This is a genomic window from Streptomyces sp. DH41, assembly GCF_029813785.1.
In the GTDB taxonomy this organism is placed as follows: Bacteria; Actinomycetota; Actinomycetes; order Streptomycetales; family Streptomycetaceae; genus Streptomyces.
This window is the reverse complement of sequence record NZ_JARVKY010000009.1, coordinates 210,408-236,674: the sequence shown is the minus strand read 5'-3', so window position 1 is coordinate 236,674 and position 26,267 is coordinate 210,408. Positions and strand designations below refer to the sequence as shown.

Annotated in this window: 21 protein-coding genes; 14 read left to right on the top strand and 7 right to left on the bottom strand. The window is 72.9% G+C overall.

Features of this window, described 5'->3' with window-relative positions; translation table 11 throughout:
- The first annotated feature begins 1 nt into the window (after position 1).
- Together glgB and QC283_RS17615 are read left to right on the top strand one after the other, a co-directional pair.
- On the top strand, positions 2-2,224 hold the full coding sequence (gene glgB, locus QC283_RS17620; protein WP_279562489.1) for a 1,4-alpha-glucan branching enzyme: 2,223 nt from the start codon (positions 2-4) through the stop codon (positions 2,222-2,224).
- Positions 2,225-2,371: 147 nt separating this feature from the next.
- Entirely contained in the window at positions 2,372-3,463 is a 1,092-nt protein-coding gene (locus QC283_RS17615; protein ID WP_279562488.1) for a glutamate--cysteine ligase 2, read from the top strand.
- 33 nt (positions 3,464-3,496) lie between these two features.
- Here the strand turns inward: QC283_RS17615 and QC283_RS17610 are convergent, their stop codons facing one another.
- Entirely contained in the window at positions 3,497-3,730 is a 234-nt protein-coding gene (locus QC283_RS17610; protein WP_279562487.1) for a DUF6480 family protein, read from the bottom strand.
- Positions 3,731-3,894: 164 nt separating this feature from the next.
- Between QC283_RS17610 and QC283_RS17605 the strand changes: the two genes are divergently transcribed.
- The gene (locus QC283_RS17605; protein WP_279562486.1) at positions 3,895-5,802 is read left to right on the top strand and encodes an AMP-dependent synthetase/ligase; all 1,908 of its coding nucleotides are present in this window, start codon (positions 3,895-3,897) and stop codon (positions 5,800-5,802) included.
- Positions 5,803-5,991: 189 nt separating this feature from the next.
- The gene (locus QC283_RS17600; protein WP_279562485.1) at positions 5,992-6,426 is read left to right on the top strand and encodes an ATP-binding protein; all 435 of its coding nucleotides are present in this window, start codon (positions 5,992-5,994) and stop codon (positions 6,424-6,426) included.
- 47 nt (positions 6,427-6,473) lie between these two features.
- On the opposite strand, the gene QC283_RS17595 is transcribed toward QC283_RS17600, so the two are convergent.
- Both QC283_RS17595 and QC283_RS17590 read right to left on the bottom strand, forming a co-directional pair.
- The gene (locus QC283_RS17595; RefSeq protein WP_279562484.1) at positions 6,474-6,941 is read right to left on the bottom strand and encodes an ATP-binding protein; all 468 of its coding nucleotides are present in this window, start codon (positions 6,939-6,941) and stop codon (positions 6,474-6,476) included.
- A 46-nt stretch (positions 6,942-6,987) separates the two neighbouring features.
- A complete protein-coding gene (locus tag QC283_RS17590; RefSeq protein ID WP_279562483.1) occupies positions 6,988-7,353 on the bottom strand; it encodes a PRC-barrel domain-containing protein in 366 nt (121 codons plus the stop codon).
- A gap of 384 nt (positions 7,354-7,737) precedes the next feature.
- Between QC283_RS17590 and QC283_RS17585 the strand changes: the two genes are divergently transcribed.
- The 10 genes from QC283_RS17585 to QC283_RS17540 all read left to right on the top strand — a co-directional run bounded on the left by QC283_RS17585 (position 7,738) and on the right by QC283_RS17540 (position 23,521).
- A complete protein-coding gene (locus QC283_RS17585) occupies positions 7,738-11,730 on the top strand; it encodes a HAMP domain-containing protein (protein ID WP_279562482.1) in 3,993 nt (1,330 codons plus the stop codon).
- Positions 11,731-11,827: 97 nt separating this feature from the next.
- Positions 11,828-14,335, top strand: coding sequence for a SpoIIE family protein phosphatase (locus QC283_RS17580; protein WP_443032623.1), 2,508 nt, complete (start codon positions 11,828-11,830; stop codon positions 14,333-14,335).
- Between the two features lie 116 nt (positions 14,336-14,451).
- Positions 14,452-14,844, top strand: coding sequence for an STAS domain-containing protein (locus tag QC283_RS17575; RefSeq protein WP_279562481.1), 393 nt, complete (start codon positions 14,452-14,454; stop codon positions 14,842-14,844).
- Positions 14,845-15,000: 156 nt separating this feature from the next.
- Complete coding sequence (locus QC283_RS17570) at positions 15,001-15,897, top strand: STAS domain-containing protein (protein WP_279562480.1); 897 nt, start codon at positions 15,001-15,003, stop codon at positions 15,895-15,897.
- Positions 15,894-16,325 (top strand): STAS domain-containing protein, encoded by a 432-nt coding sequence (locus tag QC283_RS17565; protein WP_279562479.1) that lies wholly within the window; start codon positions 15,894-15,896, stop codon positions 16,323-16,325. The genes QC283_RS17570 and QC283_RS17565 overlap by 4 nt, the downstream gene beginning before the upstream one ends.
- Entirely contained in the window at positions 16,325-16,765 is a 441-nt protein-coding gene (locus QC283_RS17560; RefSeq protein ID WP_279562543.1) for an anti-sigma regulatory factor, read from the top strand. Before QC283_RS17565 ends, QC283_RS17560 begins: the two co-directional genes overlap by 1 nt.
- Positions 16,765-17,829 carry an ATP-binding protein/SpoIIE family protein phosphatase gene (locus QC283_RS17555; protein WP_279562478.1) on the top strand — a complete coding sequence of 355 codons (1,065 nt, stop codon included), beginning with the start codon at positions 16,765-16,767 and terminating at the stop codon, positions 17,827-17,829. Before QC283_RS17560 ends, QC283_RS17555 begins: the two co-directional genes overlap by 1 nt.
- Positions 17,826-19,559, top strand: a complete 1,734-nt coding sequence (locus QC283_RS17550) for a PP2C family protein-serine/threonine phosphatase (protein WP_279562477.1) — start codon at positions 17,826-17,828, stop codon at positions 19,557-19,559. Before QC283_RS17555 ends, QC283_RS17550 begins: the two co-directional genes overlap by 4 nt.
- Positions 19,560-19,797: 238 nt before the next feature.
- A complete protein-coding gene (locus QC283_RS17545; RefSeq protein ID WP_279562476.1) occupies positions 19,798-21,174 on the top strand; it encodes an NAD(P)/FAD-dependent oxidoreductase in 1,377 nt (458 codons plus the stop codon).
- Positions 21,175-21,274: 100 nt separating this feature from the next.
- Positions 21,275-23,521 (top strand): FUSC family protein, encoded by a 2,247-nt coding sequence (locus QC283_RS17540; protein ID WP_279562475.1) that lies wholly within the window; start codon positions 21,275-21,277, stop codon positions 23,519-23,521.
- 35 nt (positions 23,522-23,556) lie between these two features.
- Here the strand turns inward: QC283_RS17540 and QC283_RS17535 are convergent, their stop codons facing one another.
- The 4 genes from QC283_RS17535 to QC283_RS17520 all read right to left on the bottom strand — a co-directional run bounded on the left by QC283_RS17535 (position 23,557) and on the right by QC283_RS17520 (position 26,237).
- Positions 23,557-23,991 (bottom strand): hypothetical protein, encoded by a 435-nt coding sequence (locus QC283_RS17535; RefSeq protein WP_279562474.1) that lies wholly within the window; start codon positions 23,989-23,991, stop codon positions 23,557-23,559.
- A gap of 28 nt (positions 23,992-24,019) precedes the next feature.
- Complete coding sequence (locus QC283_RS17530; RefSeq protein WP_279562473.1) at positions 24,020-24,853, bottom strand: DUF1206 domain-containing protein; 834 nt, start codon at positions 24,851-24,853, stop codon at positions 24,020-24,022.
- 161 nt (positions 24,854-25,014) lie between these two features.
- Entirely contained in the window at positions 25,015-25,281 is a 267-nt protein-coding gene (locus tag QC283_RS17525) for a DUF5133 domain-containing protein (RefSeq protein ID WP_279562472.1), read from the bottom strand.
- A 68-nt stretch (positions 25,282-25,349) separates the two neighbouring features.
- The gene (locus QC283_RS17520) at positions 25,350-26,237 is read right to left on the bottom strand and encodes a SigB/SigF/SigG family RNA polymerase sigma factor (protein ID WP_279562471.1); all 888 of its coding nucleotides are present in this window, start codon (positions 26,235-26,237) and stop codon (positions 25,350-25,352) included.
- Positions 26,238-26,267 lie beyond the last annotated feature (30 nt).

Genomic DNA, 26,267 nt, shown 5'->3' with positions numbered 1-26,267 from the left:
CGTGGCCCTCCGCGACACCTCGCTCCCCGAGCCGTCCGGTCCCGTCCCGCCCACACCCGGTGCGTGCGGGGCCGCCCCGCCCCTCGACCCCACCGACCGGGGGCGCCTGCTGGCGGGCGCCCACCACGACCCGCACGCCCTGCTCGGCTCCCACCCGGTGCCCGGCGGCATCGCCTTCCGGGCGCTGCGTCCCTTCGCCCGCGGGGTGAGCGTGGTCGTCGACGGCGAGCGCCACGCCCTCGTGTCGGAGGAGGACGGCCTCTTCTCCGGGGTCCTGCCGCTGGCGGAGATCCCCGCGTACACCCTCGTCGTGGCCTACGAGGAGGGCGAGCACGAGACGCACGACCCGTACCGCTTCCTGCCCGCACTCGGCGACCTCGACCTGCACCTGATCGCCGAGGGCCGGCACGAGCAGCTGTGGCAGGCCCTCGGCGCGGAGCCGATGACCCACGCGGGCGTCGCCGGCACCCGGTTCACGGTGTGGGCGCCGAACGCCCAGGGGGTGCGGGTCGCCACCGACTTCAGCCACTGGGACGGCACGGCGTTCCCGATGCGCTCGCTCGGTTCGTCCGGGGTGTGGGAGCTGTTCCTGCCGGGCGTCGGTGAGGGCACCCGGTACAAGTTCGAGGTCCACTCGCGGTACGGGCACCGGGTCCTCAAGGCCGACCCGATGGCCCGGGCCGCCGAGGAGCCCCCGAACACGGCGTCCGTGGTGACGGCCTCGCACTACGAGTGGGGCGACCGGGAGTGGATGCGGACCCGCGCCGACACGCCCGTGCACGAGGCGCCGTTCTCGGTGTACGAGGTACACCTGCCGTCCTGGCGGCCGGGGCTGACCTACCGCGAGCTGGCCGATGAGCTGCCCGCCTACGTCCGGGACCTGGGCTTCACCCATGTCGAGCTGATGCCGGTCGCCGAGCACCCCTACGGCCCGTCCTGGGGCTACCAGGTCACCGGCTTCTACGCGCCGACCGCGCGCCTCGGCTCGCCCGACGACTTCCGGTACCTGGTCGACGCCCTGCACCGGGCGGGGATCGGCGTCATCATGGACTGGGTGCCGGCGCACTTCCCGAAGGACGACTGGGCGCTGGCCCGGTTCGACGGGGACCCGCTGTACGAACCCGGGGACTCCCGGCGCGCGGAGCACCCGGACTGGGGGACGTACACCTTCGACTTCGCGCGGACCGAGGTGCGCAACTTCCTCGTGGCGAACGCGGTGTACTGGTGCGAGGAGTTCCACATCGACGGGCTGCGCGTCGACGCGGTCGCCTCGATGCTCTACCTGGACTACTCGCGCGACTCGGGCCAGTGGGAGCCCAACCAGTACGGCGGCCGGGAGGACCTGGCGGCCATGGCGTTCCTCCAGGAGATGAACGCGACCGTCTACCGGCGCTGCCCCGGCGTGGTGACGATCGCCGAGGAGTCGACCGCGTGGGGCGGGGTGACCCGGCCCACCGACACCGGCGGGCTCGGCTTCGGCCTGAAGTGGAACATGGGCTGGATGCACGACTCGCTGGAGTACGCCGCCCACGAGCCGGTGCACCGCAGGTACCACCACCACGAGATGACCTTCTCGATGGTGTACGCGTACAGCGAGAACTACGTCCTGCCGATCTCGCACGACGAGGTGGTGCACGGCAAGCAGGCGCTGGTGTCGAAGATGCCGGGCGACTGGTGGCAGCGGCGGGCCAACGTCCGCGCCTACCTCGGCTTCATGTGGGCGCACCCGGGCAAGCAGCTGCTGTTCATGGGGCAGGAGTTCGCGCAGGGCGCCGAATGGTCGGAGAAGCAGGGCCCCGAGTGGTGGCTGCTCGACGAGGGGTACCACTCCGCCGCGGACCACCGCGGCATCCAGGATCTGGTGCGCGACCTCAACACCCGCTACGGGCGGACCCCGGCCCTGTGGCGGCGCGACACCGATCCGGCCGGATTCCGCTGGGTCGCGGTGGACGCGGCCGAGGACAACGTCTTCGCGTTCCTGCGGTTCGACACGGACGGCACTCCGCTGCTGGCGGTGTCGAACTTCTCCCCGGTCGTCCGCCACGAGTACGGGCTCGCGGTCGGCGACGACGTCACCGCCTGGCAGGAGGTCCTCAACACGGACGCCGAGGAGTACGGCGGCTCCGGCGTGACCTGTCCCGACCCCGTCAAGCCGGAGGACGGGAGCATCCGGATCACGCTCCCGCCCCTGGCCACGGTGTGGCTGATGCCGTACGCCCTGTGAGGCGCGGCGGCGCGACCAGGTGTCCGGCCGCCCTCCCGGGGCAGTCGGTGGGCCTGGGACGGACCGGGGAGACCTCGTCCCCGGTGGTCCCAGAACCGAGAAGACCTCGTCGTCGCCGCGGCCGGGCCCACAGAAAGGCGGCATCACGTGCGCACCGTCGGAGTGGAGGAGGAGCTCCTCCTGGTCGACCCCGAGACCGGCGAGCCGCGGGCCCTGTCCGCCGCCGTGCTCGCCCGGGCCTCGCTGGACGATGCCGAACAGGACGTGTTCGAGAAGGAACTGCACGAGCAGATGCTCGAGTTCGCGACGCATCCGCAGGCGGACATGGAGCGGCTGCACGCGGAGATCGTCCGCTGCCGTGAGGAGGCCGGGCGGCACGCCGGGGGGATCGGCTGCGCCGTGGCCGCGCTCGCCACGTCGCCGCTGCCGGTCAGCCCGTCGGTCGGCGTGAACCGCCGCTACCAGTGGATGGCCGACCAGTACGGCGTGGTGGTCCACGAACAGCTCGTCCTCGGCTGCCACGTGCACGTCTCCGTGGAGTCCGACGAGGAGGGCGTCGCGGTCATCGACCGGGTGCGGCCCTGGCTGCCGGTGCTGGCCGCGCTGAGCGCGAACTCCCCCTTCTGGCAGGGCAGGGACTCGGCGTACAGCAGCTATCGCAGCCGGGTCTGGCAGCGCTGGCCGTCGGCCGGTCCGACGGAGCTGTTCGGTTCGGCGGAGACCTATCACCGCCGGGTCGCGGACATGCTCGCCACCGGCACGATCCTCGACGACGGGATGATCTACTTCGACGTCCGGCTGTCCCAGCGCTACCCGACGGTCGAGTTCCGGGTCGCGGACGTCTGCCTGGACTCCGGGACGGCCGTGGTCGTGGCCGCCCTCGCCCGCGCCCTGGTCGACACGGCCGCGCGGGAGTGGCGGGAGGGCGCGGAGCCGGCCGGGCACAGCGTGAGCCTGCTCCGCCTCGCGGCCTGGCGGGCCGCCCGGTCGGGGCTGACGGAGGAGCTGCTGCATCCCGCGACGATGCGGCGGATGCCCGCCGAGACGGTCGTACGGGCCCTGCTGGACCACGTCGGGGAGGCGCTGGCCGCCGACGGCGACCTCGACCGGGTGCGGGAGGGCGCCGCGGAGCTGCTGCGGCACGGCAACGGCGCCCGGGTGCAGCGCGAGCTGCTGGAGCGCACCGGCAGCCTGCGGGACGTCGTCACCGAGTGCGTACGCCGTACTCAGGCGGCCTGAGACGCCCCGCGGGGTCACCGTTTCCGGGGCCCGTCAGAGGATCAGGACCAGGGCGTAGCCCAGGAAGCCCGCCGCGACGAGCGCCACGAGGGCGAGTATCACGGCCAGGGGTGCCTTGGCCCAGCCCTTGGGCGGATTGTTCCCCTCCCACGGGCCGGCCTCGGACATGCTGCTCTCCGCAGGCGGGGTCTCGCCGGGCGGCACACCGCCTCCCTGCTCCAGTCCGGTGGTGCGTTCGGGTTCCGGGTCGGGGTTCGTATAGCTCATGCCGTACGGGTCCCCCGATCCGCCGAGATCACCAGGCGGGAACACTTCTGCCGTCCCGGCCCCCCGCCGCCTGCGGCTCGGCTAGATTCCGAGCACAGCCGACGGCGGTGCTCGCCGGTGCTCGTCTGTGGGGCCCACCGTCCGTACACGTCAGGAGCCAGCGCATGCGCGACCTCGCTCTCGCTGCCCGGCCCGTCCCGCCCCTGACCGGGGGGCTCGCCGACAGCCTCTTCGAGACGGCTGCCCGTAGGCCGGCGCTGCCGATGCTCGCCCGCCGCCGGGGCCCGGACTCCGCCGTCTGGCAGGAGGTGACGGCCGTGGAGTTCCGCGACGAGGTGGTCGACCTGGCCAAGGGGCTGATCGCGTGCGGGATCTCGCCGGGGGACCGCGTGGCGATCCTGGCCCGCACCCGGTACGAGTGGACGGTCTTCAGCTACGCGCTGTGGGCGGTGGGGGCCGAGGTCGTGCCGATCTATCCGACCTCCTCGCGCGACCAGGTCGAGTGGATCCTGCGGGACGCGGGCTGCGTGGCCGTGGTGGTCGAGGACGAGCAGAGTGTGATGACCGTCGGCTCGGTGTGCGCTTCGCTGCCGGCGCTGCGCCATGTGTGGCAGCTGGACGCGGGTGCGGTGGACACGCTCGTGGCGCGTGGTGAGTTCCTCCCGTTCGCCACGGTCGACTCCCTGCGCCGCATCGTGCTGCCGGACTCCACGGCGGTCGTCGCCTACACCTCGGGCACGTCCGGCCGCGCCCTGGGCTGCGCGCTGAGCCACCGCAGTCTGGCCGGCCCGTGCGACACGCTGCTCGAGGGCTGGGGCCACACGGTGGCGCCTGCGGGAGAGCAGGGCGCCGTCCTCGCCTTCCTGCCCTTCTCCCACGTGTACGGGCTGATGATCCAGAGCCTGTGCGTCCGGGGCGAGCTGCTCATGGGGCACGAGCCCGCGATGACCGAGGAGGCGCTGGCCTCGGCCCTGCGCTCCTTCCGCCCGACGTACTTCTACGCCGTCCCCTCGGTCCTGGAGAAGCTCTACAAGAATTTCCTGCGCACCGCACAGCAGGCGGGCCGCGGGGCGCTGTTCGAGCGGGCCGCCGGCACCGCGCGGGACTTCGCCGCCGCGCTGGAACGCCAGCGGCTGGGCAGGGGGCCGGGCCCCGGTTTCGACCTCCGTCTCCAGCACGCCCTGTACGAGCGGACGGTGTACTGCCGGCTGCGCAGCGCGCTGGGCGGCCGGGCACGCCGCGCGACGTCGGGCGGTTCGCCGCTCAGCCGCGAGCTGTCCCTCTTCTACGAGGGCATCGGCGTCTACGTCCACGACGGCTACGGTCTGACGGAGACCAGCGGCGGGCTGACGATGCAGCCGCTGGGCCGGGAGAAGTCCGGCACCGTCGGGCAGCCGCTGCCCGGCATGGAGGTCCGGGTGGCCGACGACGGGGAGATCCTGGTGCGCGGCCCGTCGCTGTTCCAGGGGTACGTCGGTGACGAGGCAGCCACCCGTGCGGTGCTGCGCGGCGGCTGGCTGGCCACCGGGGACCTCGGGCATCTGGACGACGAGAATTATCTGGCGATCACGGGTCGCAAGAAGGACGTCATCATCACCAGTGGCGGCAAGAGCGTGGCCCCGGCCGCCCTGGAGCAGCGGCTGCGCATGCACCCGCTCGTCCACCAGGCGGTGGTCGTGGGCGACAACCGGCCCTGCGTCGGCGCGCTGCTCACGCTCGACCCTGATTTCCTGACGCACTGGCGGGCGGGCCTGGCCCTGCAGGGTGATGCCCCGGCCCGGGAGGCGCGCGAGGAGAACGCCCTGCGGGAGGAGGTCGCGCGGGCCGTCGCCGCGGCCAACAGCGCCGTGTCGCGCTCGGAGTCCATCCGGGTCTTCCGCGTCCTGCCCACTCCGTTCGACGTGGCGGGCGGGCTGCTCACACCGTCGATGAAACTCCGGCGGGACGAGATCGTGCGGACCTACGCCTTCGAGATCGACGCGATGTACGAGGCCCGCTCGCACCGACGGCCGCAGCCGCCGCCCGCGGAGCCGGCCGGCTGGGAGGACTCGGACAACGTGTTCTTCCGGTGACCGGCGAGCCGACCACGAAACCGCCGTGCCTCCCGGGGAATTCGCCGCGGGTCACGGGCCTGTCACCCCTGGCCACCGCGCCCCGGCCCGGCATACCGAGGCGCGTAGGCTCGGCCGGCACGGGAACTACAGACGAAGGGAAAGCGAAAAAGGGACAACGCCCGGCGGATTCCGGGCCGGGAAGGCGAAATGGCAGCCGAGTCGCGTTGGGACAGGACACTGGCTTCCGAGGAGATCACGAACCGCACCGCCAGCTTCACCGGGGAGCTGCACAATGTGACCGGTGCACGTCTGGTCGCGGAGGAGTTCCTCTACGACCTGGCCCGTGCGTCACCACCCTCGCAGCCCGAGCACTGGGACGACATACTCCTCGTCGTCACGGAGCTGGCGGCGAACGCGGTGCAGTACGCCCCGGGGCCGTTCCAGCTGCGGCTGCGCCGTACCTTCGACGGCGTGCACGTGGTGATGCACGACTCCAGTACGACCGAGCCCGCGCCGCGCCCCTTCCATCCGAGCAGCGGCGGCGGCGGTATCGGCTGGCATCTGATCCACACCCTGTCCGACCAGGTGAGTGTCGTCACCGGCGAGCGGGGCAAGGACATCCACGTCTTCCTGCCCTGGTGACCGCCCGGGGACCGGTGACGGTCCGGGTCAGCCGGTGACGGTCCGGGTCACGGGGTGCCCGCGTCGCGCAGGGGCACCAGCACGCTGATCGTCTTTCCGCCTCCCTGGTGCCGCTCGACGTCGATGTCGCGGGCCAGGCGGGCGACGAGCGGCCATCCGTAGCCGCTCCCGTGGTGCCTGGTGGGGAACGCGTACGCGGCCCGGGGCACCAGTCCGTTGTTGTCGTGAACGGCGATCCACATGCCCTCGCCGGTGGGCCGGACCTCGAAACCGGCCAGTCCGTCGCCGTGCCGGATCGCGTTGGTGACCAGTTCCGAGACGACGAGCAGCAGGTCGATGACGTCCTCCTCCCGCACCCCGCGGCCCGACCCCCATTGCGCGCGCGCCACCGACTCCGCGTACGCGCGTGCCGTCGCCGCGCCGGTCACGGCGCCCGGTGCCGGCCCGCCGGGCGCCGGTACGCCCGGGGGCGTGGCGCCGTACGAGGCCGTGCTGATCTGGTCGGTCGGTTCCATGTCAGTGGTGTCCCTGGTGTTCGCCGTGCTGTCGTTCGGCGCCGGGTCAGTCCGCGGAGGTCTCCCGCGGCGGCAGCCGGTGGTAGTAGTCGCCGACGGACGCCAGGTACTCCCGGTCCATCGTCTCGCTGTCGGTCCGGAACCGGGGCGCGTCCTTGACCTGCGCCCTGGTGCAGCCCACCGTGACCGTACGGGCCTCGGGGTCGACGCCCCGGACCATGCCGACCGGCACGAGCACGCTCCGGCCGAAGACCCACACGCCGGTGTCGACGACCAGGTGCCGCATGCCGAAGTGTTCGGCCTGCCGGTCCACGTGACCGATGGTGCCGTCGCTCGCGACGACGGTGCAGCCCGTCAGGTCCTGTCCCGCCACGTACCCGCTGCCCGCCGTGTACGACCAGATGCTCTCCATCGGCACGTTGTCCTTCCCTCCCGCGTCGGTGACGGCTGTGGGGCCGGGCGGATGCCACGGGCCTGACCGGCTCCACAGCAGCAGATACCCGGCGCGGGCCGCCGCATTCGGACCTCGTGGGCCGATCGGCGGCGGCGAGATCGGGCCGGGCGCCCCCGGACGGGCCCGCGCGCGCGGCATGATCCGTGCGACGCCGGTCTCCACCGGGTGAGGTCCCGCTTTGTCCGCACCCGGGACCTGGGTTAGCCTCTGACGTATTTTTCTCCTTGGGCAGATCCGTGAACTGCGGAAAAGCACGCACGACAGGCCGGACCGCCCGAGGGGTCCGGAGGGGTTCCGAGTCCTCACGTCCGAGGGCTCCTGGGGAGCGGAACGAGGGTGCGCATGACCAGCGACAGCACCGGGACCGTCGACACGGTTCCGGGCGACCAGGAGTTGCGCCGCCTCCTCGCGGGCCTGACGGCCGTCCGGGACGGCGATTTCGGCACCCGTCTGCCGGACGAGGCGGACGGCCTGATGGGCGACATCGCCAAGGTCTTCAACGGCATGGTGGACCAGTTGTCCGTGTTCACCTCCGAGGTCACCCGGGTGGCCCGCGAGGTCGGCACCGAGGGGACCCTCGGCGGTCAGGCCCGGGTGCCGGGTGTCTCGGGTACCTGGGCGGACCTGACGGACTCGGTCAACGCCATGGCCGGGAACCTGACCACCCAGGTCCGCGACATCGCCCAGGTCGCCACGGCGGTGGCCAAGGGCGACCTGTCGCAGAAGATCGACGTGGACGCCCGCGGCGAGATCCTCGAGCTCAAGAACACCATCAACACGATGGTCGACCAGCTCTCCGCCTTCGCCGACGAGGTCACCCGCGTCGCCCGCGAGGTCGGCACCGACGGGCGGCTCGGCGGCCAGGCCGACGTCCAGGGCGTCCGGGGCACGTGGCGCGACCTCACCGACTCGGTGAACTTCATGGCGGGCAACCTGACCAACCAGGTCCGCAACGTCGCCCAGGTGGCGACCGCCGTGGCCAAGGGCGACCTCTCCCAGAAGATCACCGTGGACGCCCGCGGCGAGATCCTCGAACTGAAGAACACCATCAACACGATGGTCGACCAGCTCTCCGCCTTCGCCGACGAGGTCACCCGCGTCGCCCGCGAGGTCGGCACCGAGGGCAACCTGGGCGGGCGCGCGCAGGTGCGCGGTGTGTCGGGCACCTGGAAGGACCTGACCGACAACGTCAACTCCATGGCCAACAACCTCACCGGCCAGGTCCGCTCCATCACGCAGGTCGCCACCGCCGTCGCGCGCGGCGACCTGTCGCAGCGGATCACGGTCGAGGCCAAGGGCGAGGTCGCGGCGCTGGCCGACGTCATCAACACGATGGTCGACACGCTGTCGGCGTTCGCCGACGAGGTCACCCGGGTGGCCCGCGAGGTCGGCACCGAGGGCCGGCTCGGCGGCCAGGCCCACGTGCCGAACGTCGCCGGGACCTGGAAGGACCTGACCGACAACGTCAACTCCATGGCCAACAACCTCACCGGCCAGGTGCGCAACATCGCGCTGGTGACGACCGCGGTGGCCCGGGGCGACCTGTCGAAGAAGATCGACGTCGACGCGCGCGGCGAGATCCTGGAGCTCAAGACGACCATCAACACGATGGTCGACCAGCTCTCCGCCTTCGCCGACGAGGTCACCCGGGTGGCCCGCGAGGTGGGCACCGAGGGCCGGCTCGGCGGCCAGGCCGAGGTGGAGGGCGTCTCCGGGACGTGGAAGCGCCTCACGGAGAACGTCAACGAGCTGGCCGGCAACCTCACCCGCCAGGTCCGCGCGATCGCCGGGGTCACCTCCGCCGTCGCCGAGGGCGATCTGACCCGCTCCATCAACGTGGAGGCGTCCGGTGAGGTCGCCGAGCTGAAGGACAACATCAACTCCATGGTGGAGTCCCTGCGTGAGACCACGCGGGCCAACCAGGAGCAGGACTGGCTCAAGACCAACCTCGCCCGGATCTCCGGGCTGATGCAGGGACACCGGGACCTGCCCGTGGTCGCCGAGCTGATCATGGACGAGCTGGTGCCGCTGGTCTCGGCCCAGTACGGCGCGTTCTATCTGGCCGAGGACGGCGACGACGGGCCCGAACTCAGGCTCGTGGGCTCCTACGGCTATCCCGAGGACGCGAGCCGGCCCACGCGCATCGCCTTCGGCCGCACCCTGGTCGGCCAGGCGGCGCGCAGTCGGCGCACCATCGTGGTGGACGAACTGCCGCCGGGCTACGTGACCATCTCCTCGGGGCTCGGCGAGGTGGTGCCGGCCGCCCTGGTGCTGGTGCCCATCGTGGTCGAGGGGCAGGTCCTCGGCGTGATCGAGCTGGCGTCGGTCACCGCGTTCACGCAGGTCCACCGGGACTTCCTGGACATGCTGATGGAGACCATCGGCGTGAACGTCAACACGATCGTGGCCAACGCCCGTACCGACGAGCTCCTCGCCGAGTCGCAGCGCCTGACCGCGGAGCTCCAGGCCCGCTCGGCGGAGCTCCAGGTGCAGCAGGACGAGTTGCAGCGCTCCAACGCGGAGCTGGGGGACAAGGCGTCCCTCCTGGCGACGCAGAACCGGGACATCGAGGCGAAGAACCTGCAGATCGAGCAGGCGCGGCAGGAGCTGGAGGCCCGCGCCCAGCAGCTGTCGCTGGCCTCGAAGTACAAGTCGGAGTTCCTGGCCAACATGAGCCACGAGCTGCGCACCCCGCTCAACAGCCTGCTCATCCTCGCCCAGCTGCTCGCCCAGAACCCGTCGCGCAACCTGACCCCGAAGCAGGTCGAGTACGCGGGCATCATCCACTCCGCGGGCTCGGACCTGCTCCAGCTGATCAACGACATCCTGGACCTGTCGAAGGTCGAGGCGGGGAAGATGGACGTCGCCCCCGAGCGTGTGACGCTGCGGCAGCTCATCGAATACGTCGAGGCCACCTTCCGGCCCATGACGACGCAGAAGGGTCTGGAGTTCACGGTGACGACGGCCGCGGGAGCGCCGGCGGACCTGCTCACCGACGACTCCCGGCTGCGTCAGGTGCTGCGCAACCTGCTGTCCAACGCGGTGAAGTTCACCGAGCGGGGCGGGGTCGAGCTGGCCGTCGAACCGGCTCCGGACGACGAGGTGCCCAGCGGCGTGATCCGGGGCGGTGCCGTGGTGGCCTTCCGGGTGAAGGACACGGGCATCGGCATCCCCGAGCAGAACCTGGAGTCGGTCTTCGGCGCCTTCCAGCAGGCGGACGGCACGACGAGCCGCAAGTACGGCGGCACCGGGCTCGGCCTGTCCATCACCCGGGAGATCGCCCAGCTGCTCGGCGGCGCCGTCACCGTGGACAGCACGCCCGACCGGGGCAGTACGTTCACGCTGTTCCTGCCCGTGGCCCGGCCCGACTTCGAGGAGCTGTTCGACCGGGCGGCGGAGCACGCCCCGGCCGAGTCGGCGGCCGACGTGCTCACCCGCCAGGCGCCGGTGCCCGAGCTCACGGGCGGCCACCGGCAGCGCCCGCGGCGGCTGCTCGTCGTGGAGGAGCGTCCGCGCGGTCTGCTGACTCTCGTCGCGGAGAGCGTGATCGCCGACCTGACGCACGGGCGGGACGACGCGGGCGACCGGCCGCCGCTCGACGTCATCACGGCCGTGGGGGCGCAGGAGGCCGCCGGCGCGCTGGCGGCCGAGCCGTGCCACTGCGTCGTCCTCGAGCTGGGCATGCCGGACGCCGAGGCGTCCCGTTTCCTTCAGGCCCTGCGCGGCGACTCGGCGCTGGCGAGCGTGCCGGTGCTCGTGCACAGCGGTCACCGCGCGGACGCGGCGCTGGAGGAGAACCTGCGCTCGGGTGCGCCGGGCGGGGCGCTGGAGTTCCTGTCCAGCCTCGACGAACTGCGGGAGCGCATCGCCCTGCACCTGGCCGCCGAGGAACCGGGGGACGTGCTGTCCCTGGTCCGGCCCGAGGAGCAGACCCCGGCCCCGGCCGCCGTGGACGGCTCGCCCGCCGGGAGCACCGTCCTCGTCGTCGACGACGACGCGCGCAACCTCTTCGCGCTCAGCGGGATCCTGGAGCTGCACGGCTTCCGGGTCCTGCACGCGGAGAACGGGCGCCGGGGCATCGAGACACTGGTCGACCACCCGGACGTCGCACTCGTCCTGATGGACGTGATGATGCCGGAGATGGACGGCTACACGGCGACGGCCGAGATCCGCCGGATCCCCCGGTACGCGGAGCTGCCGATCATCGCGGTGACCGCGAAGGCGATGCCCGGTGACCGGGAGAAGAGCCTCGCCTCGGGCGCCAGCGACTACGTCACCAAGCCCGTCGACACCCAGGACCTCATCGCCTGCGTTCGGCGGTGGCTGCCCGCATGAGCGCGCCGGCCCCCGTCCCGTACACCGGTGGGCCGGGCGGTGCGCGGCACCTCCCGCCGTGCTCCGCGGCGGTCTCCAGCCGAGGAGCGTCCTCATCGTGAACATGTCCGAGCAGCCGCGCGAACCGGCCGGCGGTGCGCCGCGGGACGCGTCGGCCGCGCCGCCCCCGGCGTCCGGGCCGCCGCGCTCGTGCGCGGTCGACGGACCGGCCGCCGGCCCGCGTGGAATGACCCCGCTGTCGCCGGTGGGCAGGCTGGCGGCCACGGTGGACCGGCTCAGCCGCGAGGTGCGGGCCGCCCAGGCGGAGGCCGAGGGCCGGGCGCTGATCGAGCTGGCCAAGGGCGTCCTGGTCGCGCGGCTCGGGTGCGGTCCGGCGCAGGCCGCCCGGCAGCTCGCCGAGCTGGCCGAGCAGTCCCAGGTGACGCCCCTGGAGTTCGCGGTCGACGTCATCAACCAGGCCGCCCGGGACCGGATGTCGGAGGTGACGGACGCCTTCCTCACGGCCACCGCCGCCGTGCGGGCCGCGTCCGCCGAGGACGGCGGGGACGGCACGGAGGCCGGGCAGTCGGTGGCCGAGTCGGCTGCCGTGCGCCTGCGGGCGGCCGAGAGCGGCGCGCTGGCCGCGGACGACACCCAGGCCGTCGCCGACGCCCTGCTGGAGCAGGCGCTGCGCCCGCTCGGCGCGGTCGCCGTGGCCATCTGGGCGGTCGGGTACGACGGGTCGCTCACGCTGGCCGGCAGCGCGGGGTTCTCGGCGGCCGAGGCCACCCGCTGGCATTACGTGCCGCCGGACGTGGCGACGGTGGCCCGGTGCGGGCTGACCGAGCGCGCGGGCCAGTGGATCACCTCCCTGGCCGAGACCGGGCTGCCCAGTGTGGGCCGGCACCAGTACCCGGAAGGCGGCAGGGTCGCCGTGCCCGCCGGTACCGGGGGCCGCATCCACGGCGTGCTGGAGGTCGCCTGGCCGGCTGCGCTGGCCCCGCAGCCGCCCCAGGTGGTGCGCCAGGTGGAGGCCCTCGCGGAGCTGTGCGCGCACACCCTGGAGTCGTACACGCCGCCGTACGGCACCGGGCAGGAGCCGCGGGTCATGCCGGACGCGGTGGAGCTGATGGACCTGGCGGACGGGCTGTACGACCCCGCCCTGGTCCTGGTGCCGCATCTGGACGCCGAGGGTCATCTGGCGGACTTCCGTATCCAGCACGTGAACAAGAGCTTCCTCGACCCCGCCGGCCGGCCGCGCGCCGTGGTGGGCGGCGCGCTGCTGCTGGAGGCCTACCCGATGGCCGCCGGGGACAGCGAGCTCTACCAGAACGTGGAGCGGGTGTACGCCACGGGCGAGCCGTTCCGGGCCCGGCGCATGAACCTGACCGCGCTGGTGGACCAGGTGCCGCTGTCGGCACTCGCGGACATCAGCGTCAGCCGGCACGGCAACGCCGTCCTGCTCATCTGGCGCATCGAGGACGAGGCGGCCCGGCTGGCCAGCCTGCTCCAGCACGCCCAGCGCCTCGGCCGCATCGGCGGTTTCGAGGAGAACCTGCTGACCGGCGAGATCACCTGGAACGGACAGCTGTTCGACCTGTACGGGCGTCCGCAGGCGAGTACGCCGGTACCGCTGGAGGAGCTGACCGCCCACGCCCACCCGGACGAGGCCGTCGTCATCGGCCGGTTCCTGCGCACCCTCATGCACCACCGGCGCCCGGCGTCGGCGGCGTTCCGGCTGCAGCGGCCCGACGGGGTGACCCGGCACGTCCGGGTGGTGGCCGAGCCGGTCCTGGACACCGACGACCGCCTCCTCCTCGTACGCGGGGCGTATCAGGACATCTCGGCGCAGCACTGGACCGAGGTGGCGCTCGCGGCGACGCGCGACCGGCTGGCGCACACCGAGCAGGAGGCCATCGAGCGCAACCGGCTGACCCTGCAGTTGCAGCACGCGATCATGCCGCCCGCCCAGACGCCGCTCAAGGTGCCGGCCCTCGAGGTGGCCGTCCGGTACCGGCCCGCGGAGACGGAGCAGCTGGTGGGCGGCGACTGGTACGACGCCGTGATGCTGCCGAGCGGGCGGGTGCTGCTGTGCGTGGGGGACGTGGCCGGGCACGGCATAGAGGCCGCGACCAGCATGGTGGTCCTGCGCAACGCGCTGCGCGGCCTGGCGGTGACCGGTGCCGGACCGGGGCAGCTGCTGTCGTGGCTCAACATCGTGGCGCACCATCTGACGGGCGGGGTCACGGCCACCGCGGTGTGCGGCCTGTACGACCCGGCCCGGCGCACACTGCGCTGGGCCAGGGCGGGCCATCTGCCGCCGGTGCTGGTCCGGGGCCCCCGGGCCGAGCCGCTGCCGCTGCTGCGGGGCATGCTGCTGGGAGCGGTGGCCGAGGCGGTGTACGAGGAGGACGAGGTGCGGCTGGCCGGCGAGGACACGCTGCTGATGTACACCGACGGGCTGATCGAACGCCGCGACCGCTCGGTGGAGGAGGCACTGGACCAGTTGCTGAACACCGTGCGTCCGACACCGAAAACCCTCGACCAGCACCTGGACCGGCTGCTCACCTACAGCAGGTCGGACACGGACGACGACACCTGCCTCGTGGGTATCCGGGTCGGTTGACGGACGGCGCGGGACTCCGGTCCCGGCCGGCCAGGTGTGGGTCGCGGATTCGGGGGTAACCGCCGGGCGCGGCGGCACATGCCGAGCCGCCGCCGGCCGTCCTGTTGGAGGTACACGTGCCCATAGCCCAGAACCCGCTGTCCGTAGAGGTGACGCTGCCCCGGGAGGAGGTCGCGCTGCTCAAGGTGGAGGGTTACCTGGACGTCGACACGGCGACCGAGTTCCAGCACCATCTGGCCAACCAACTCCACCACGGCCGACGGCACTTCCTGCTGGACCTGTCGGAGGTCCCGTTCATGGACTCCTCCGGCATGAACATCATCCTGCGGGTCTATCAGGAGGCTCGCGAGCTGCCGGGCAGCGTGCACATCATCTCGCCCGCCCCGGCGGTCCGCCGCGTCCTGGACCTGACCGGGGTGAGCATCACCGTGCCGGTCTCCGAGAGCATCGACGAGGCGCTCTCCCGCGTCGACGCCCAGCCGGAGGGACCGCGGGTTCCGGACGCCTGAGACCTCTCCTGCCCGGCGCTCATCCGGACCGTTCACGCGGGAGCAGGTGTCGTACGAGGTCGGCGGGTGGTTACAGTTGTCGCCCGGCAGACTCACGTCGCCGTCACGTCACCTTCGGGGTGCCGTGCGGCGCAACGCGGATGAGGAGTGGAACAGGTGCCGGAACAGGCGGAGGGAACAGCGGGATCGCCGACGGACGAGGTCAGGGACTTCCTGCGGCGGCGTCGTGAGCAGATCGCCCAGCGATGGGCGGACGAGCCCTTGTTCCGGGCCGTGTTCACCGTCTCGCGCGACGAGGCGGTCGAGGCGGGCAAGGCCGTGGTGGACGCACTGGCCCAAGTCGCCGACGCGGCACGGGTGGAGGACCCGGACGCCGCCGGATTCACGACGGTGCGCGAGCAGTTGGCGCGGATGGGCGCGGCCCGCTCCCGGGCCGGCCTGAGCACCGCCCAGGTGTCGAGCGAACTGGCCGCCCTGCGCCCGCCGGTCGAGAACCTGCTCGTGGCCGACCTGCCGGACGCCTCCGCCGCCCACGCCCGGGACTGCGTCACCACGCTGAGCGTGCTGATGGGCACCCTGCGGGTCGTGGTCATGCAGACGGCGCTCAGCGAGGGGCAGGCGCTCATCGACCGCCAGCGGCTGCAGCTGCTGGAGGTGGCCACTCCCGTGATCAAGCTGTGGGACGGCATCGTGGCCGTTCCGCTCATCGGAACGCTGGACAGCGCCCGCAGCCAGGTCGTCATGGAGACCCTGCTGGAGTCCATCGTGGAGCAGCAGGCGCGCTACGCGATCCTGGACATCACCGGAGTCCCGACCGTCGACTCGCTGGTGGCCCAGCACCTGATGAAGACGGTAGCGGCGGCCCGGCTGATGGGCGCCGAGTGCATCGTCTCCGGCATCCGGCCCGCGATCGCGCAGACCATGGTCCACCTCGGCCTGGACCTGGGCACCGTGGTCACCCGGGCGAGCCTCGCCGACGCCCTGGGGTACGTACTGCACCAGCTCGGAGTCGGCATCGTGAACCCCGTCGCGAACGGCCCGGTCGCGCGGTGAGCGAGGCATTCCCGGGGCCCCACGCGGGTCCCGTGACGGGTCATGTTCCGGTGCTGCGGCTCGGCGAGGTGCTGCTGGTCACCCTGCAGGGGGACCTGCACGACAGCACGGCGCAGCAGCTCCAGCAGGACCTCGCCGAGACCATCTCCCGCAGCGGGGCCACGGGGGTGATCATCGACATCTCCGGTGTGGAGATCGTCGACTCCTTCCTCGGCCGGGTGCTGGCCGAGATCGCCGGGCAGACGGAGCTGCTGGCCGCGCGCACCGTGGTCGTCGGCATGCGGCCGGCGGTCGCGATCACCCTGGTCGAGCTGGGTCTGACGCTGCCGGGGGTGCACACCGCGCTCAGTACCGAGGTGGCCATGGGGCTGCTCACGCGGCACGCGCCGTCGTCCCGCTTCGGCGGTCTGCGCCAGGAGAGTCCGTGATGCACACTGCCGCGGGCGCCCAGGCCCGCCTGCCGATCCGTTCGGACATGGATCTGGTGTGGGTACGTCAGCATGTGCGGCAGGCGGCCGCCCAGCTCGGCTTCGGGCTGGTGGACCAGACGAAGCTGGTCACGGCGGCCAGCGAGCTGGCCCGCAACACGCTCGTGTACGGCGGCGGTGGAACGATGGAGACACAGCCCCTCACCGAGGGGGGCACGCGGGGACTGCGCCTGACCTTCAGCGACGAGGGACCGGGCATCGCGGACCTGGAGCAGGCGCTCAGCGACGGCTTCACCTCGGGAGGCGGGCTGGGCATGGGGCTGGGCGGCGCGCGGCGCCTGGTGCACGAGTTCGCGATCGAGAGCAGCCCGGGGGCCGGCACCACCGTGCGGGTGACCTCCTGGGTGGGCCGGGCGCCCCGCCCGCGTGAGGAGTCCTGATGCCACGCGTGTGGGACGTCCCGGTGCACGACTCGACCCGGGTGCGCGACGCCAGGGTGGCGGCGGAGCACGCGGCCACCCTGGCCGGTCTGGACGAGCAGCACACCGCCACCGCGGCGCTGGTGGCGACCGAGCTGGCCACCAACCTGCTCAAGCACGCCGGGGGCGGCCAGGTCCTCATCGACGTCGTCGCGCCCACCGTTCTCACGGCCGAACGTGACGAGACCCGCCTCGTGCAGGTCGTCACGGTCGACCACGGCCCCGGGATCGCCGACGTGGCCGCCGCGCTGAGCGACGGTTTCAGCACGACGCGCTCCCTCGGCGCCGGCCTCGGCACCTGCGCGCGCCTCGCCGACGACTTCGACCTGCACAGCGTCCCGGGCCGGGGCACGGTGGTGGTCGCCCGGATCGGCGCCGCACCCGACGGCCGTGCCGCACAACCGGGTCCGGCGGCCGGTGTACGGGCCGGTGCGGTGAACGTCCCCTTCGGCGGGGCCGACTACTCGGGCGACGCCTGGGCCTGGGTCCGGTCCGGGGACCGGGTCACGCTGATGCTGGCCGACGGGCTGGGACACGGCCCGGAGGCGGCGCGTGCCTCGACCGCCGCCGTGGAGGCGCTGCGGGGCTCGGCCCACCTGGCGCCCGCCGAGGCGCTGCGGCGGCTCGACACGGCGTTGACCGGTACCCGCGGCGCGGCCGTGGCGGTGGCGCAGGTCGACACACGCGCCGCGGTCCTCAGGTTCGCCGGCATCGGCAACATCGGGGCGCGGCTGTGCGAGGGCGGCACCTGGCGGCACCTGGTGTCCCGGCCCGGCATCGTCGGCACCCATCGGCCCACGACCCTGCGCGAGCAGGAGGCGGTCTGGGCGGACGACCGGGTCCTGGTCCTGCACAGCGACGGTCTGCCGAGCCGCTGGACCCCGACGCCCGACACCTGCCGCACAGCGGCCGACCCGGCGGTGACGGCCGCCGTGACGGTCCGCGACGCCAGCAGTTCGGCCCGCCCGGTGCGGGACGACACCGCCGTGGCCGTGCTGGCCCCCGACCCGCCGGACCGCCCATGACCCGTACCTGGGAGATCACCGACACCACCGACGCGGCACGGGCACGCATCACCACCGCGCGCCTGGCCACGGCCTACGGCGTGCCGCCCCTGGAGCGCGCGCGGCTGGTGGCCTCGCTCGGGGCGCAGTTGCGGCTGTGCCTGACCAAGGGCGGCACCTGGCGGCTCACCCTGGAGACCGGCACCGCTTCCCGCGCCACGCCGGAGGCCGGGGAGGGTGTGCTGCACGCGGTGCTGACGCCGTCGCGTGACGCCGCAGCCGCCGGTCAGCCGCCGTGGCGGGTCACGGTGCCCTGCCCCGAGGCGTTCGCGACGGCCGACGCCGACGCCTCGGTGGACGACCCGGCCGCGCTGGCGGAGGCTCTGCTGGGGGCGGACGAGGACACGGCGCTCGTACTGGACCGGCTCACCGAGCAGGAGGACCTGGTCGTCTTCCACCGGGAGGAGCTGCACCAGACGAACCAGGGCGTCGTGGCCTTGCACGCCGAGCTGGACGCCGCCGGGCGGGCCCAGCGGGAGGCGTTCGCCGCCGAGCGCAAGGCGCGTACGGAGGCGGAGAACGCCCGCCGCAGGCTGACGTTCCTCGCGGACGCGAGCGCGGTGCTGACGGCGTCGCTCGACCACCACGAGATCGTGCGCCGACTGCCGGAGCTGCTGGTGCCGGAGTACGCGGCGAGTGTCGACGTCTGGCTGTTCGAGCAGGAGGGCGAACGGCCGGGGCCCGCCCATCCGGCCGCCGCCGTGGTCGCCGCCCGCACCGGGCGGCCCCAGTATGCCGCAGCGCACCCCGGCGGTCTGCCCGGCGTCGACGACCAGCCGCCCTCGGCGCTGGCCCCTCAGCGGCCCCTGCTGTGCATCCCGCTGCCGACGCGGCAGGCGCCGCTGGGCGTGGTGACGCTGTCCCCGCCCGGAGAACGCTGGGACCCGGACGACGCCGTGATGGTGATCGAACTGACCCGGCGGGCCAGTACCGCGATCGACCACGCCCAGCGCTACCAGCACAACCGTGACATCGCGGAGACGCTCCAGCGGGCCCTGCTGACGGAACTGCCCGCCCCGCCGGGGCTCGGCCTGGCCGCGCGCTATCTGCCGGCCACCCACGGGCTGAACATCGGCGGCGACTGGTACGACGCGTTCCGCCAGCCCGACGGCGGTGTCATCGCCGTGGTGGGCGACGTGACCGGGCACGGGCTGCGCGCGGCCGTGATGATGAGTCAGCTGCGCACCGCGCTGCGGGCCTACGCCGTCGACGGCGGCAGCCCCGGCCGGCTCCTGACCCGGCTGCACACGTTCCTGCACCACCTCCAGCCCGACCTGTTCGCCACCGCCGTCATCGCGCGCTTCCACCCCGACGACCCCACCCTGACGTGGGCCGCCGCGGGGCATCCGCCGCCGGTATTGCGTACCCCGGACGGGCGGGTCCAGACCCTGGACGCCAAACCGGGTGCGATGCTCGGCATCCCGCTGAAGCAGGAGATCGCCGACCACACGGTGCCGCTGGCGCCGGGTTCGACGCTCGCGCTGTACACGGACGGCCTGGTGGAACGCCGCGCCCGGGGCATAGACCCGGGGATCGCGCGACTGGCGGAGACCCTCGGGTCGTTCGGCTCGGCGGAGCTGGAGGCGGACCTGGAGGGTTCGGCGGACGGAATCCTGCGGCCCCTGCTCAGCGACTCCGAGCGGGACGACGACGTGTGCCTGCTGCTCTGCCACCTCCGCGGGTCCGGCTGACCCCGGCCCGTCGTCGTCGGCGACACCACTCCCCCACGGGAGATTCCCGCCCGGTCCGCTCCCGCCCGGTGCGCTCAGGGCCCGGGCGGGGCATGGTGGTGATCAGGGTGTGTCGCCTGCCTGCCGCGCCCCGCTGGCCGAAACCGCGTGGGCGCGGTGGGATCGACGAGGTGCGAAGCAGCGATCCACGGGCAGGCGAATGGCGTTCGCGGCAGACCGCCTGGAGCCGCAGAAAGGGATGAACACCGTGACACGACCCAGGATCCTGGTGGTCGGCGCAGGTTTCGCCGGCGTGGAGTGCGTCCGTCGTCTGGAGCGGAGGCTCTCCCCCCACGAGGCCGACGTCACCCTGGTGACGCCGTTCTCCTACCAGCTCTATCTGCCGCTGCTGCCCCAGGTCGCCTCCGGGGTGCTGACTCCCCAGTCGATCGCGCTCTCCCTGCGCCGCAGCAGCAAGTACCGGACCCGGATCATCCCGGGCGGTGCCATCGGCGTGGACCTCAAGGCGAAGGTCTGCGTGGTGCGCACCATCACCGACCAGATCGTCAACGAGCCGTACGACTACATCGTGCTGGCCCCCGGGAGCATCACCCGCACCTTCGACATCCCGGGGCTCACCGACCACGCGTTCGGCATGAAGACGCTGGCGGAGGCCGCGTACATCCGCGACCACGTCATCTCGCAGCTGGACCTCGCCGACGCCAGCCGGGATCCCGCGGAGCGCGCCTCCCGGCTGCAGTTCGTGGTGGTCGGCGGCGGCTACGCGGGCACCGAGACCGCCGCCTGCCTGCAGCGGCTGACGCACGCGGCCGTCAAGCGCTACAACCGGCTGGACCCGAGCCTGATCAAGTGGCACCTGATCGACATCGCCCCGAAGCTGATGCCCGAGCTGGGCGAGAAGCTCGGACGCGACGCGCAGGAGGTCCTGACGCGGCGCGGCATCGAGATCTCCCTGGGCGTGTCCATCGCGAAGGCCGGGCCCGAGGAGGTCACCTTCACGGACGGCCGGGTGGTGCCCACCCGCACGCTCATCTGGACCGCCGGAGTGGTGGCGAGCCCGCTCATCGCCACGCTCGGCGCGGAGACGGTCAAGGGACGGCTCGCGGTCACCGCCGACATGTGCCTTCCCCACCACGACGGGGTGTTCGCGCTCGGCGACTCCGCCGCCGTACCCGACCTCGCCAAGGGCCAGGAGGGCGCCGTCTGTCCGCCCACCGCGCAGCACGCCATGCGGCAGGGCCGGCACGTCGCCGAGAACCTCATCGCCACCCTGCGCAACCAGCCGATGCGGCCGTACGTCCACAAGGACCTGGGTCTCGTCGTCGACCTCGGCGGCACCGACGCGGTCTCCAAGCCGCTCGGCGTCGAACTGAAGGGTCTGCCCGCCCAGGCCGTGGCCCGCGGCTACCACTGGTCGGCGCTGCGCACGGGTGTGGCCAAGGCCCGGGTGGCGGCCAACTGGGCGCTCAACGCGGTGGCCGGCGACGATTTCGTACGCACCGGCTTCCAGGCCCGCAAACCGGCCAAGCTGAAGGACTTCGAATACACCGACGCGTATCTGACGCCGGAGCAGGTGCGGGAGCGGGTCAGGGGGGCGGACCGGGCGGAGCTGTGACCCCGCGGCCGGGGCCGGCTCGCGGCATGACATGCTGAGAAGTGGATCTCGGCGCGAACCTGCCGGGAGTCAGGCGTGAATCGGGAGAGTGTACGGCGGCGTGAAGGCAGCGGGGCGCTCGGCGCGGACACGGCTGCGGGACCGCCTCGCCGCGTCCGACCCCGGGCTGCTGCGGTTGACGGCGGGGCTGCGGACGGTGGGCGCGATCGCCCTGGCGCTGGCGGTGCTCGCCGTGTTCGGGGCGGACGTCCCCCATCTGGTGGCGGGCGCCATGACGGCGATGGTCGCCACCTTCGCCATCCGCGAGAACGAGTCCGGTGCGCAGGCCGTCACCGTGGCGCTGGGCCTGCCCGTCGCCCTGGCCTCGGTGTCGGTCAGCGCGCTGCTCTCCTCGCGGGTCGTCATCGGTGACGTCTTCTTCGTCGTACTCATCTTCTGCGCCGTCTTCGTCCGCCGGTTCGGCGACCGCGGCACCGCGCTCGGGCTGATCGGCTTCCAGGTCTACTTCGTGTCCCTGTTCGTCGACGCGGAGGTGTCGGCGCTGCCGGGGCTGTGGGGCGCCATCGCGGTCGCGTTCGCGTGCAGCGCGGTGGTGCGCTTCGCGGTGGTGCCGGCGACGTCGGCGGGCATTCTGCAGCGGCTGCGGCAGGCGTTCCGCGCCCGGCTGGCCCAGCTGATCGCCACGCAGACGGAACTGCTGGACGCGGGTCCGGACGAGATCGGGAAGACGCTCGAGCACCTGCGCGACGGCACCGCTCGCCTGCACGAGACGGCACTGATGATCCAGTCCCGGCTGGAGGAGGGCACTCCCGACGCGTCCACGGCGCGTCTGGTGCAGCGGCGCATCGCGGACGCCGAGATCGCCGCCGAGCGCCTCGGCCTGCTGCTGCTGACCGCGCGCAGCGCCGAGCGGGCGGACACCCTGACCCTGCATCTGCCGGGGGCGCCGGCGCCCGCGGTGGGCCGCTCGCCGGCGCCCGGCGAGGCCACGGAGATACTGCGCCGCGATCTCGGGGCGCTGCGCACGCTGGTGCTGCGGCCGCCCGCCGAGGCGCGCGGCACCGCGCTGTCCCATCTGCGCAACCGGCTCCTCGGCTACCGCGACGAGGAGAACCTGCCCGAGGCGACAGCGGCCGTCCAGGACGTGTTCAGGGGTCTCGGCGAGACGGCGCGCGCGGTCATGGGGCTCAGGATCGCCCTGGACGGGCCGCAGGACGAGTCGGACGACACGCCGGCGACGACCCGTTCCCGGGAGGAGCTGGACGCCGAGGACGCCGCCATCGACGCCGGTGAGGCGGACGCTCCCAAGGAGGAGCCGACCGGGCTGCGGCGGCCCACCACGCGTGCCGCGGTGCAGGTGTCGGTGGGGTCGTCGCTGGCCATCCTGGGCGGGGAGTTCCTGTCCGCCGAGCGCTGGTACTGGGCGGTGCTCGCCTGCTGGATCGTCTTCCTGAACACGGCCTCCACCGGCGAGATCCTCGTCAAGGGCTACCGCCGCGTGCTGGGCACCATGCTCGGGGTGGTGGCCGGCATCGTGCTGGCGGGTCTGGTGGGCGGCCACACCTGGATCGCGTTCGCGCTGGTGCTGGTGCTCATCTTCGCGATGTTCTACACCGCGCCGCTGTCCTACACGCTGATGTCCTTCTTCGTCACCGCGATGCTGGGGCTGCTGTACACCCTGCTGCACACCTACAGCCTGTCGGTACTGCTGCTGCGCGTGGAGGAGACGGCGCTCGGCGCGGCCTGCGGGATCGCGGCGGCGGCGCTGGTGCTGCCGATACGGACCGACCGCCGTACGAACGAACTGCTCGGCACGGTACTGGAGCGGCTCACCGATGTCACCGAGGGCGCCGTCGACCAGCTCAGCGGCGGGGCGGCGGCCGATCTGCTGGACACGGCGCGGGAGCTGGACCAGGCGCTGGGCGATCTGCGGGCGGCCACCCAGCCGCTGACCCATCCGATCACGCCGCTGCGGGCCCGGCGCGACACGGCCCAGTACGTGGTGGCGCTGCTGGAGACCTGCGCCTATCACGCGCGGTCGCTGGCCGCGACGGCCGAACTGCTGCCCACCCATCCCTCGATCGCCGCCGACCCGCGGCTGCGTGGGGCGGTGCGGCGCACGGTGCGCAACATCGAGGCGATCGCCGCGCGCGTCGCGGACGAGGACGCCGGGACCGAGGTGGAGACCGGGCCCAGCATCGCCTCGCTGCTGGAGCCGGACGCCGCCGGGGTGCCGCGGTACGGCCGCATCACCGGCCGGGTACTGCGGCACCTGGAGCGCCTGGACGAGGCCGTGGTGGGCCTCGCCCGGCCGCTGGGCGTGCCGGTCAGGACGCCGACGCCGTGACGGTCGTCTGCGGTGACGGTCGTCGGCGGTGACGGTCAGAAGTCGCTGGGCAGACCGCTCGCCTCGGCGATGCCGCGCAGTTCGTCGTTCTGCCGGTGGCGTTCCTTGAGGTAGTCGGCTATCTCGCCGAGGCGTTCGGGGTCGGAGGCGGTGACCGCGTCGGTGACGACCCGGACCGGACCGGTCTCGTCGGTGCTGATCTCGACGACCTCGTTGTCGAGCCGGCCCGTGACCGCGGTGGCGATGACCAGGGCGGCCTCGTCCCTGATCTCCTGGGGCAGCGCCTCGGCGTTGTCCCCGTCCAGGGAGAAGTCGATGGTGGGCATCTGGTGCTCGTCGATCGCCTGGAGGACGGGTTCCACCACGCTGAGCAGCAGCTGGTAGTCGTGGGTCTCCATGCGGATGCGCAGGAGGTCGAGGTAGACGTCCACGGGACGTCCGTCCGGCGGAGGAATCTCGTGTTCGTTCATTCGCCCCGTGTTCCCCGTGCGGGGCGGCTCAGACGCGGCGCCAGCGTGCGAGCGCGAAGGAGAAGACACCGAAGAGCACCAGACCGGCGGCGACGCAGACCAGGAGCCAGGGGCCGAGCGGGGTGTCGGCGAAGGAGCGGAGGGTGTCGTCCAGTCCCTTCGCCCTGTCGGGTCGGTAGTCGACGGCGGCCCGCACGGCGAAGACACCCGCCGCGGCGAAGACGAGTCCGCGGGCCGCGCCACCCCCGACACCGGTGACGTCGACCAGCCGCCGGGCCCGGGGGCTCAGCGCGCCGAGCTTCAGCTTCTTGTGATAGCTGCGGCGCAGTGCCTGTACGCCGATCACCACTCCGGCGACGACGATCACGACGCCGGCGACACCCACGAGCCACCGGCCGGCGGGCATCTCCATCACCCGGGCCGTGACGTCCCGGGACTGCTGGTCGCTGGAGCCGCTGGAGCCGGTGCCGGCCGCGAAGGCCAGTACGGAGTAGGCGACGAAGGCGTAGAACACAGCGCGGGCGGCGGCCGGCAGCCGCTTCTTCGCCGTGTGTCCGTCCTTGCCCGTGGCGCCGAACAGCGCCTCGGACAGCCGCCACAGCGCCATACCGACGAGCCCGATACCGAGCGCCCACAGCAGTACGGCCCCGAACGGCTTGTCCGACAGCTCGGCCAGGGCCCCGCCCCGGTCCGCCTGCCGGTTCCCGGTCCCGAAGGCGATCTGCAGGGCCAGGATGCCGACCAGCAGGTAGATCACGCCGCGAGCGGTGAGTCCCGCCCGGGCGGCCCCCTCGGCGGCCGACCCGTTCGCCGCCCGGCGGGCCCGGCCGTGTCCCATACGTGCCATGACACGTGCGTTCATGTGGTCCTCCCCTCCGGGACTCCGGATGCCCCGGCTTTCTCGCCGCACACCGGGCCGCGGCCTCGGCGCGGGGAACTCGGCGCGCACAAGGCGACTGCCCGCACGCCGTCGATCGGCGCGCGGGCAGTCGGGCCCACGTCACGTCCCCTGTCCGCCGTGGGTCAGTCCCGGGCTCCCGCGGTCTCGACGACGGCGACGGGTACCGGGGCCGGGACCGGTCCGGCCGGGACCGGTCCGGCCGCGAGCCAGTGGCGGGCGGCCTCCAGGGCCCGTGCCACGTCACGCGTGCCGGTCGACACACACAGCGTGTACGCCAGGTCCCGCGTCCGGGGCCCCGGTCCGCCCGTGTCGTCGGCCGGCTCGTGCACCACCGCCACCTCGTACTCGTCGACGAGCCCGCGCAGCACCACGGGGTGAGGCATCAACATCCGTCCGTTCCTCCCTGGGTCCTCGGTCTTCGGGTTCTCGGGTCCGCGGGTTTCCGGGTCCGCGTACGTCAGGTCCGCACCGGTCGGCCGGATCCCCGGCGGACGGTCCGCTGTCCCATCGCCTCGTCGCGCACGCGGGCGCAGCTGCGGCTGATGAGCCGCGAGACGTGCATCTGCGAGATGCCCAGGTGATCGGCTATACGGCTCTGCGTCATGTCCTCGAAGAAGCGCATGTAGAGGATGGCCCGCTCGCGTTCGGGCAGCCTGCGCAGTCCCTCCTTGGCGGACTCACGGTCGATCACGGTGTCGTACGAGGCGTCCGCCGCGCCGAGGGTGTCCGCGAGGCTGTAGCCGTCGTCGCCGGCCGAGAGTTCGGCGTCCAGCGACAGGGTGCTGAAGCTCTCCAGCGCCTCCATACCGGCGCTGACCTCGTCCTCGGTCAGCCCGGTGTGGGCGGCCACGGCGGCGACGGACGGTTCGGGGCTGCCCGGGCTCTGGGTCAGCTCGCGCCGGGCCACCCGCACCTTGTTGCGCAGTTCCTGGACCCGGCGGGGCACCCGCAGGGCCCACATGCGGTCCCGGAAGTGGCGCTTGACCTCGCCGGTGATGGTGGGCACGGCGTAACTCTCGAAGGCTCCCCGCTCCGGGTCGAAGCGGTCGATGGCCTTCACCAGCCCGAGCGCCGCGACCTGGCGCAGGTCCTCGATGGACTCGCCGCGGTCCCGGAACCGCCCGGCGATCCGGTGGGCCATGGGCAGCCACGCCGTGACGAGTTCGTCGCGGACGGCGTCTCGTTCGGGCCCGTCCGTCAGCCCCGCCAGCCGGCCGAAGAGGGCCATGGTGTCGGGTGCGTCGTCGTGCCGGCGACGGGCGGGAGCGGCGGTGGTGGCGGTAGTGGCGGAAGCGTTGGTGGACTCGGTGGTTCCGGGACGGATGGTGGGCGTTTCGATGAGCATGCGCATTCGCTCCTGAACGGTGGTCTCAGG

Excerpts from the sequence above, each read along its gene's own strand:
- QC283_RS17535 (WP_279562474.1), bottom strand. The coding sequence starts at position 23,991 with ATGAACGAACACGAGATTCCTCCGCCGGACGGACGTCCCGTGGACGTC.
- QC283_RS17520 (WP_279562471.1), bottom strand. The coding sequence starts at position 26,237 with ATGCTCATCGAAACGCCCACCATCCGTCCCGGAACCACCGAGTCCACC.
- QC283_RS17525 (WP_279562472.1), bottom strand. The coding sequence starts at position 25,281 with ATGTTGATGCCTCACCCCGTGGTGCTGCGCGGGCTCGTCGACGAGTAC.
- QC283_RS17585 (WP_279562482.1), top strand. The coding sequence starts at position 7,738 with ATGACCAGCGACAGCACCGGGACCGTCGACACGGTTCCGGGCGACCAG.
- QC283_RS17555 (WP_279562478.1), top strand. The coding sequence starts at position 16,765 with ATGCCACGCGTGTGGGACGTCCCGGTGCACGACTCGACCCGGGTGCGC.
- QC283_RS17600 (WP_279562485.1), top strand. The coding sequence starts at position 5,992 with ATGGCAGCCGAGTCGCGTTGGGACAGGACACTGGCTTCCGAGGAGATC.
- QC283_RS17545 (WP_279562476.1), top strand. The coding sequence starts at position 19,798 with ATGAACACCGTGACACGACCCAGGATCCTGGTGGTCGGCGCAGGTTTC.
- QC283_RS17530 (WP_279562473.1), bottom strand. The coding sequence starts at position 24,853 with ATGAACGCACGTGTCATGGCACGTATGGGACACGGCCGGGCCCGCCGG.
- QC283_RS17595 (WP_279562484.1), bottom strand. The coding sequence starts at position 6,941 with ATGGAACCGACCGACCAGATCAGCACGGCCTCGTACGGCGCCACGCCC.
- QC283_RS17550 (WP_279562477.1), top strand. The coding sequence starts at position 17,826 with ATGACCCGTACCTGGGAGATCACCGACACCACCGACGCGGCACGGGCA.
- QC283_RS17605 (WP_279562486.1), top strand. The coding sequence starts at position 3,895 with ATGCGCGACCTCGCTCTCGCTGCCCGGCCCGTCCCGCCCCTGACCGGG.
- QC283_RS17610 (WP_279562487.1), bottom strand. The coding sequence starts at position 3,730 with ATGAGCTATACGAACCCCGACCCGGAACCCGAACGCACCACCGGACTG.
- QC283_RS17590 (WP_279562483.1), bottom strand. The coding sequence starts at position 7,353 with ATGGAGAGCATCTGGTCGTACACGGCGGGCAGCGGGTACGTGGCGGGA.
- QC283_RS17560 (WP_279562543.1), top strand. The coding sequence starts at position 16,325 with ATGCACACTGCCGCGGGCGCCCAGGCCCGCCTGCCGATCCGTTCGGAC.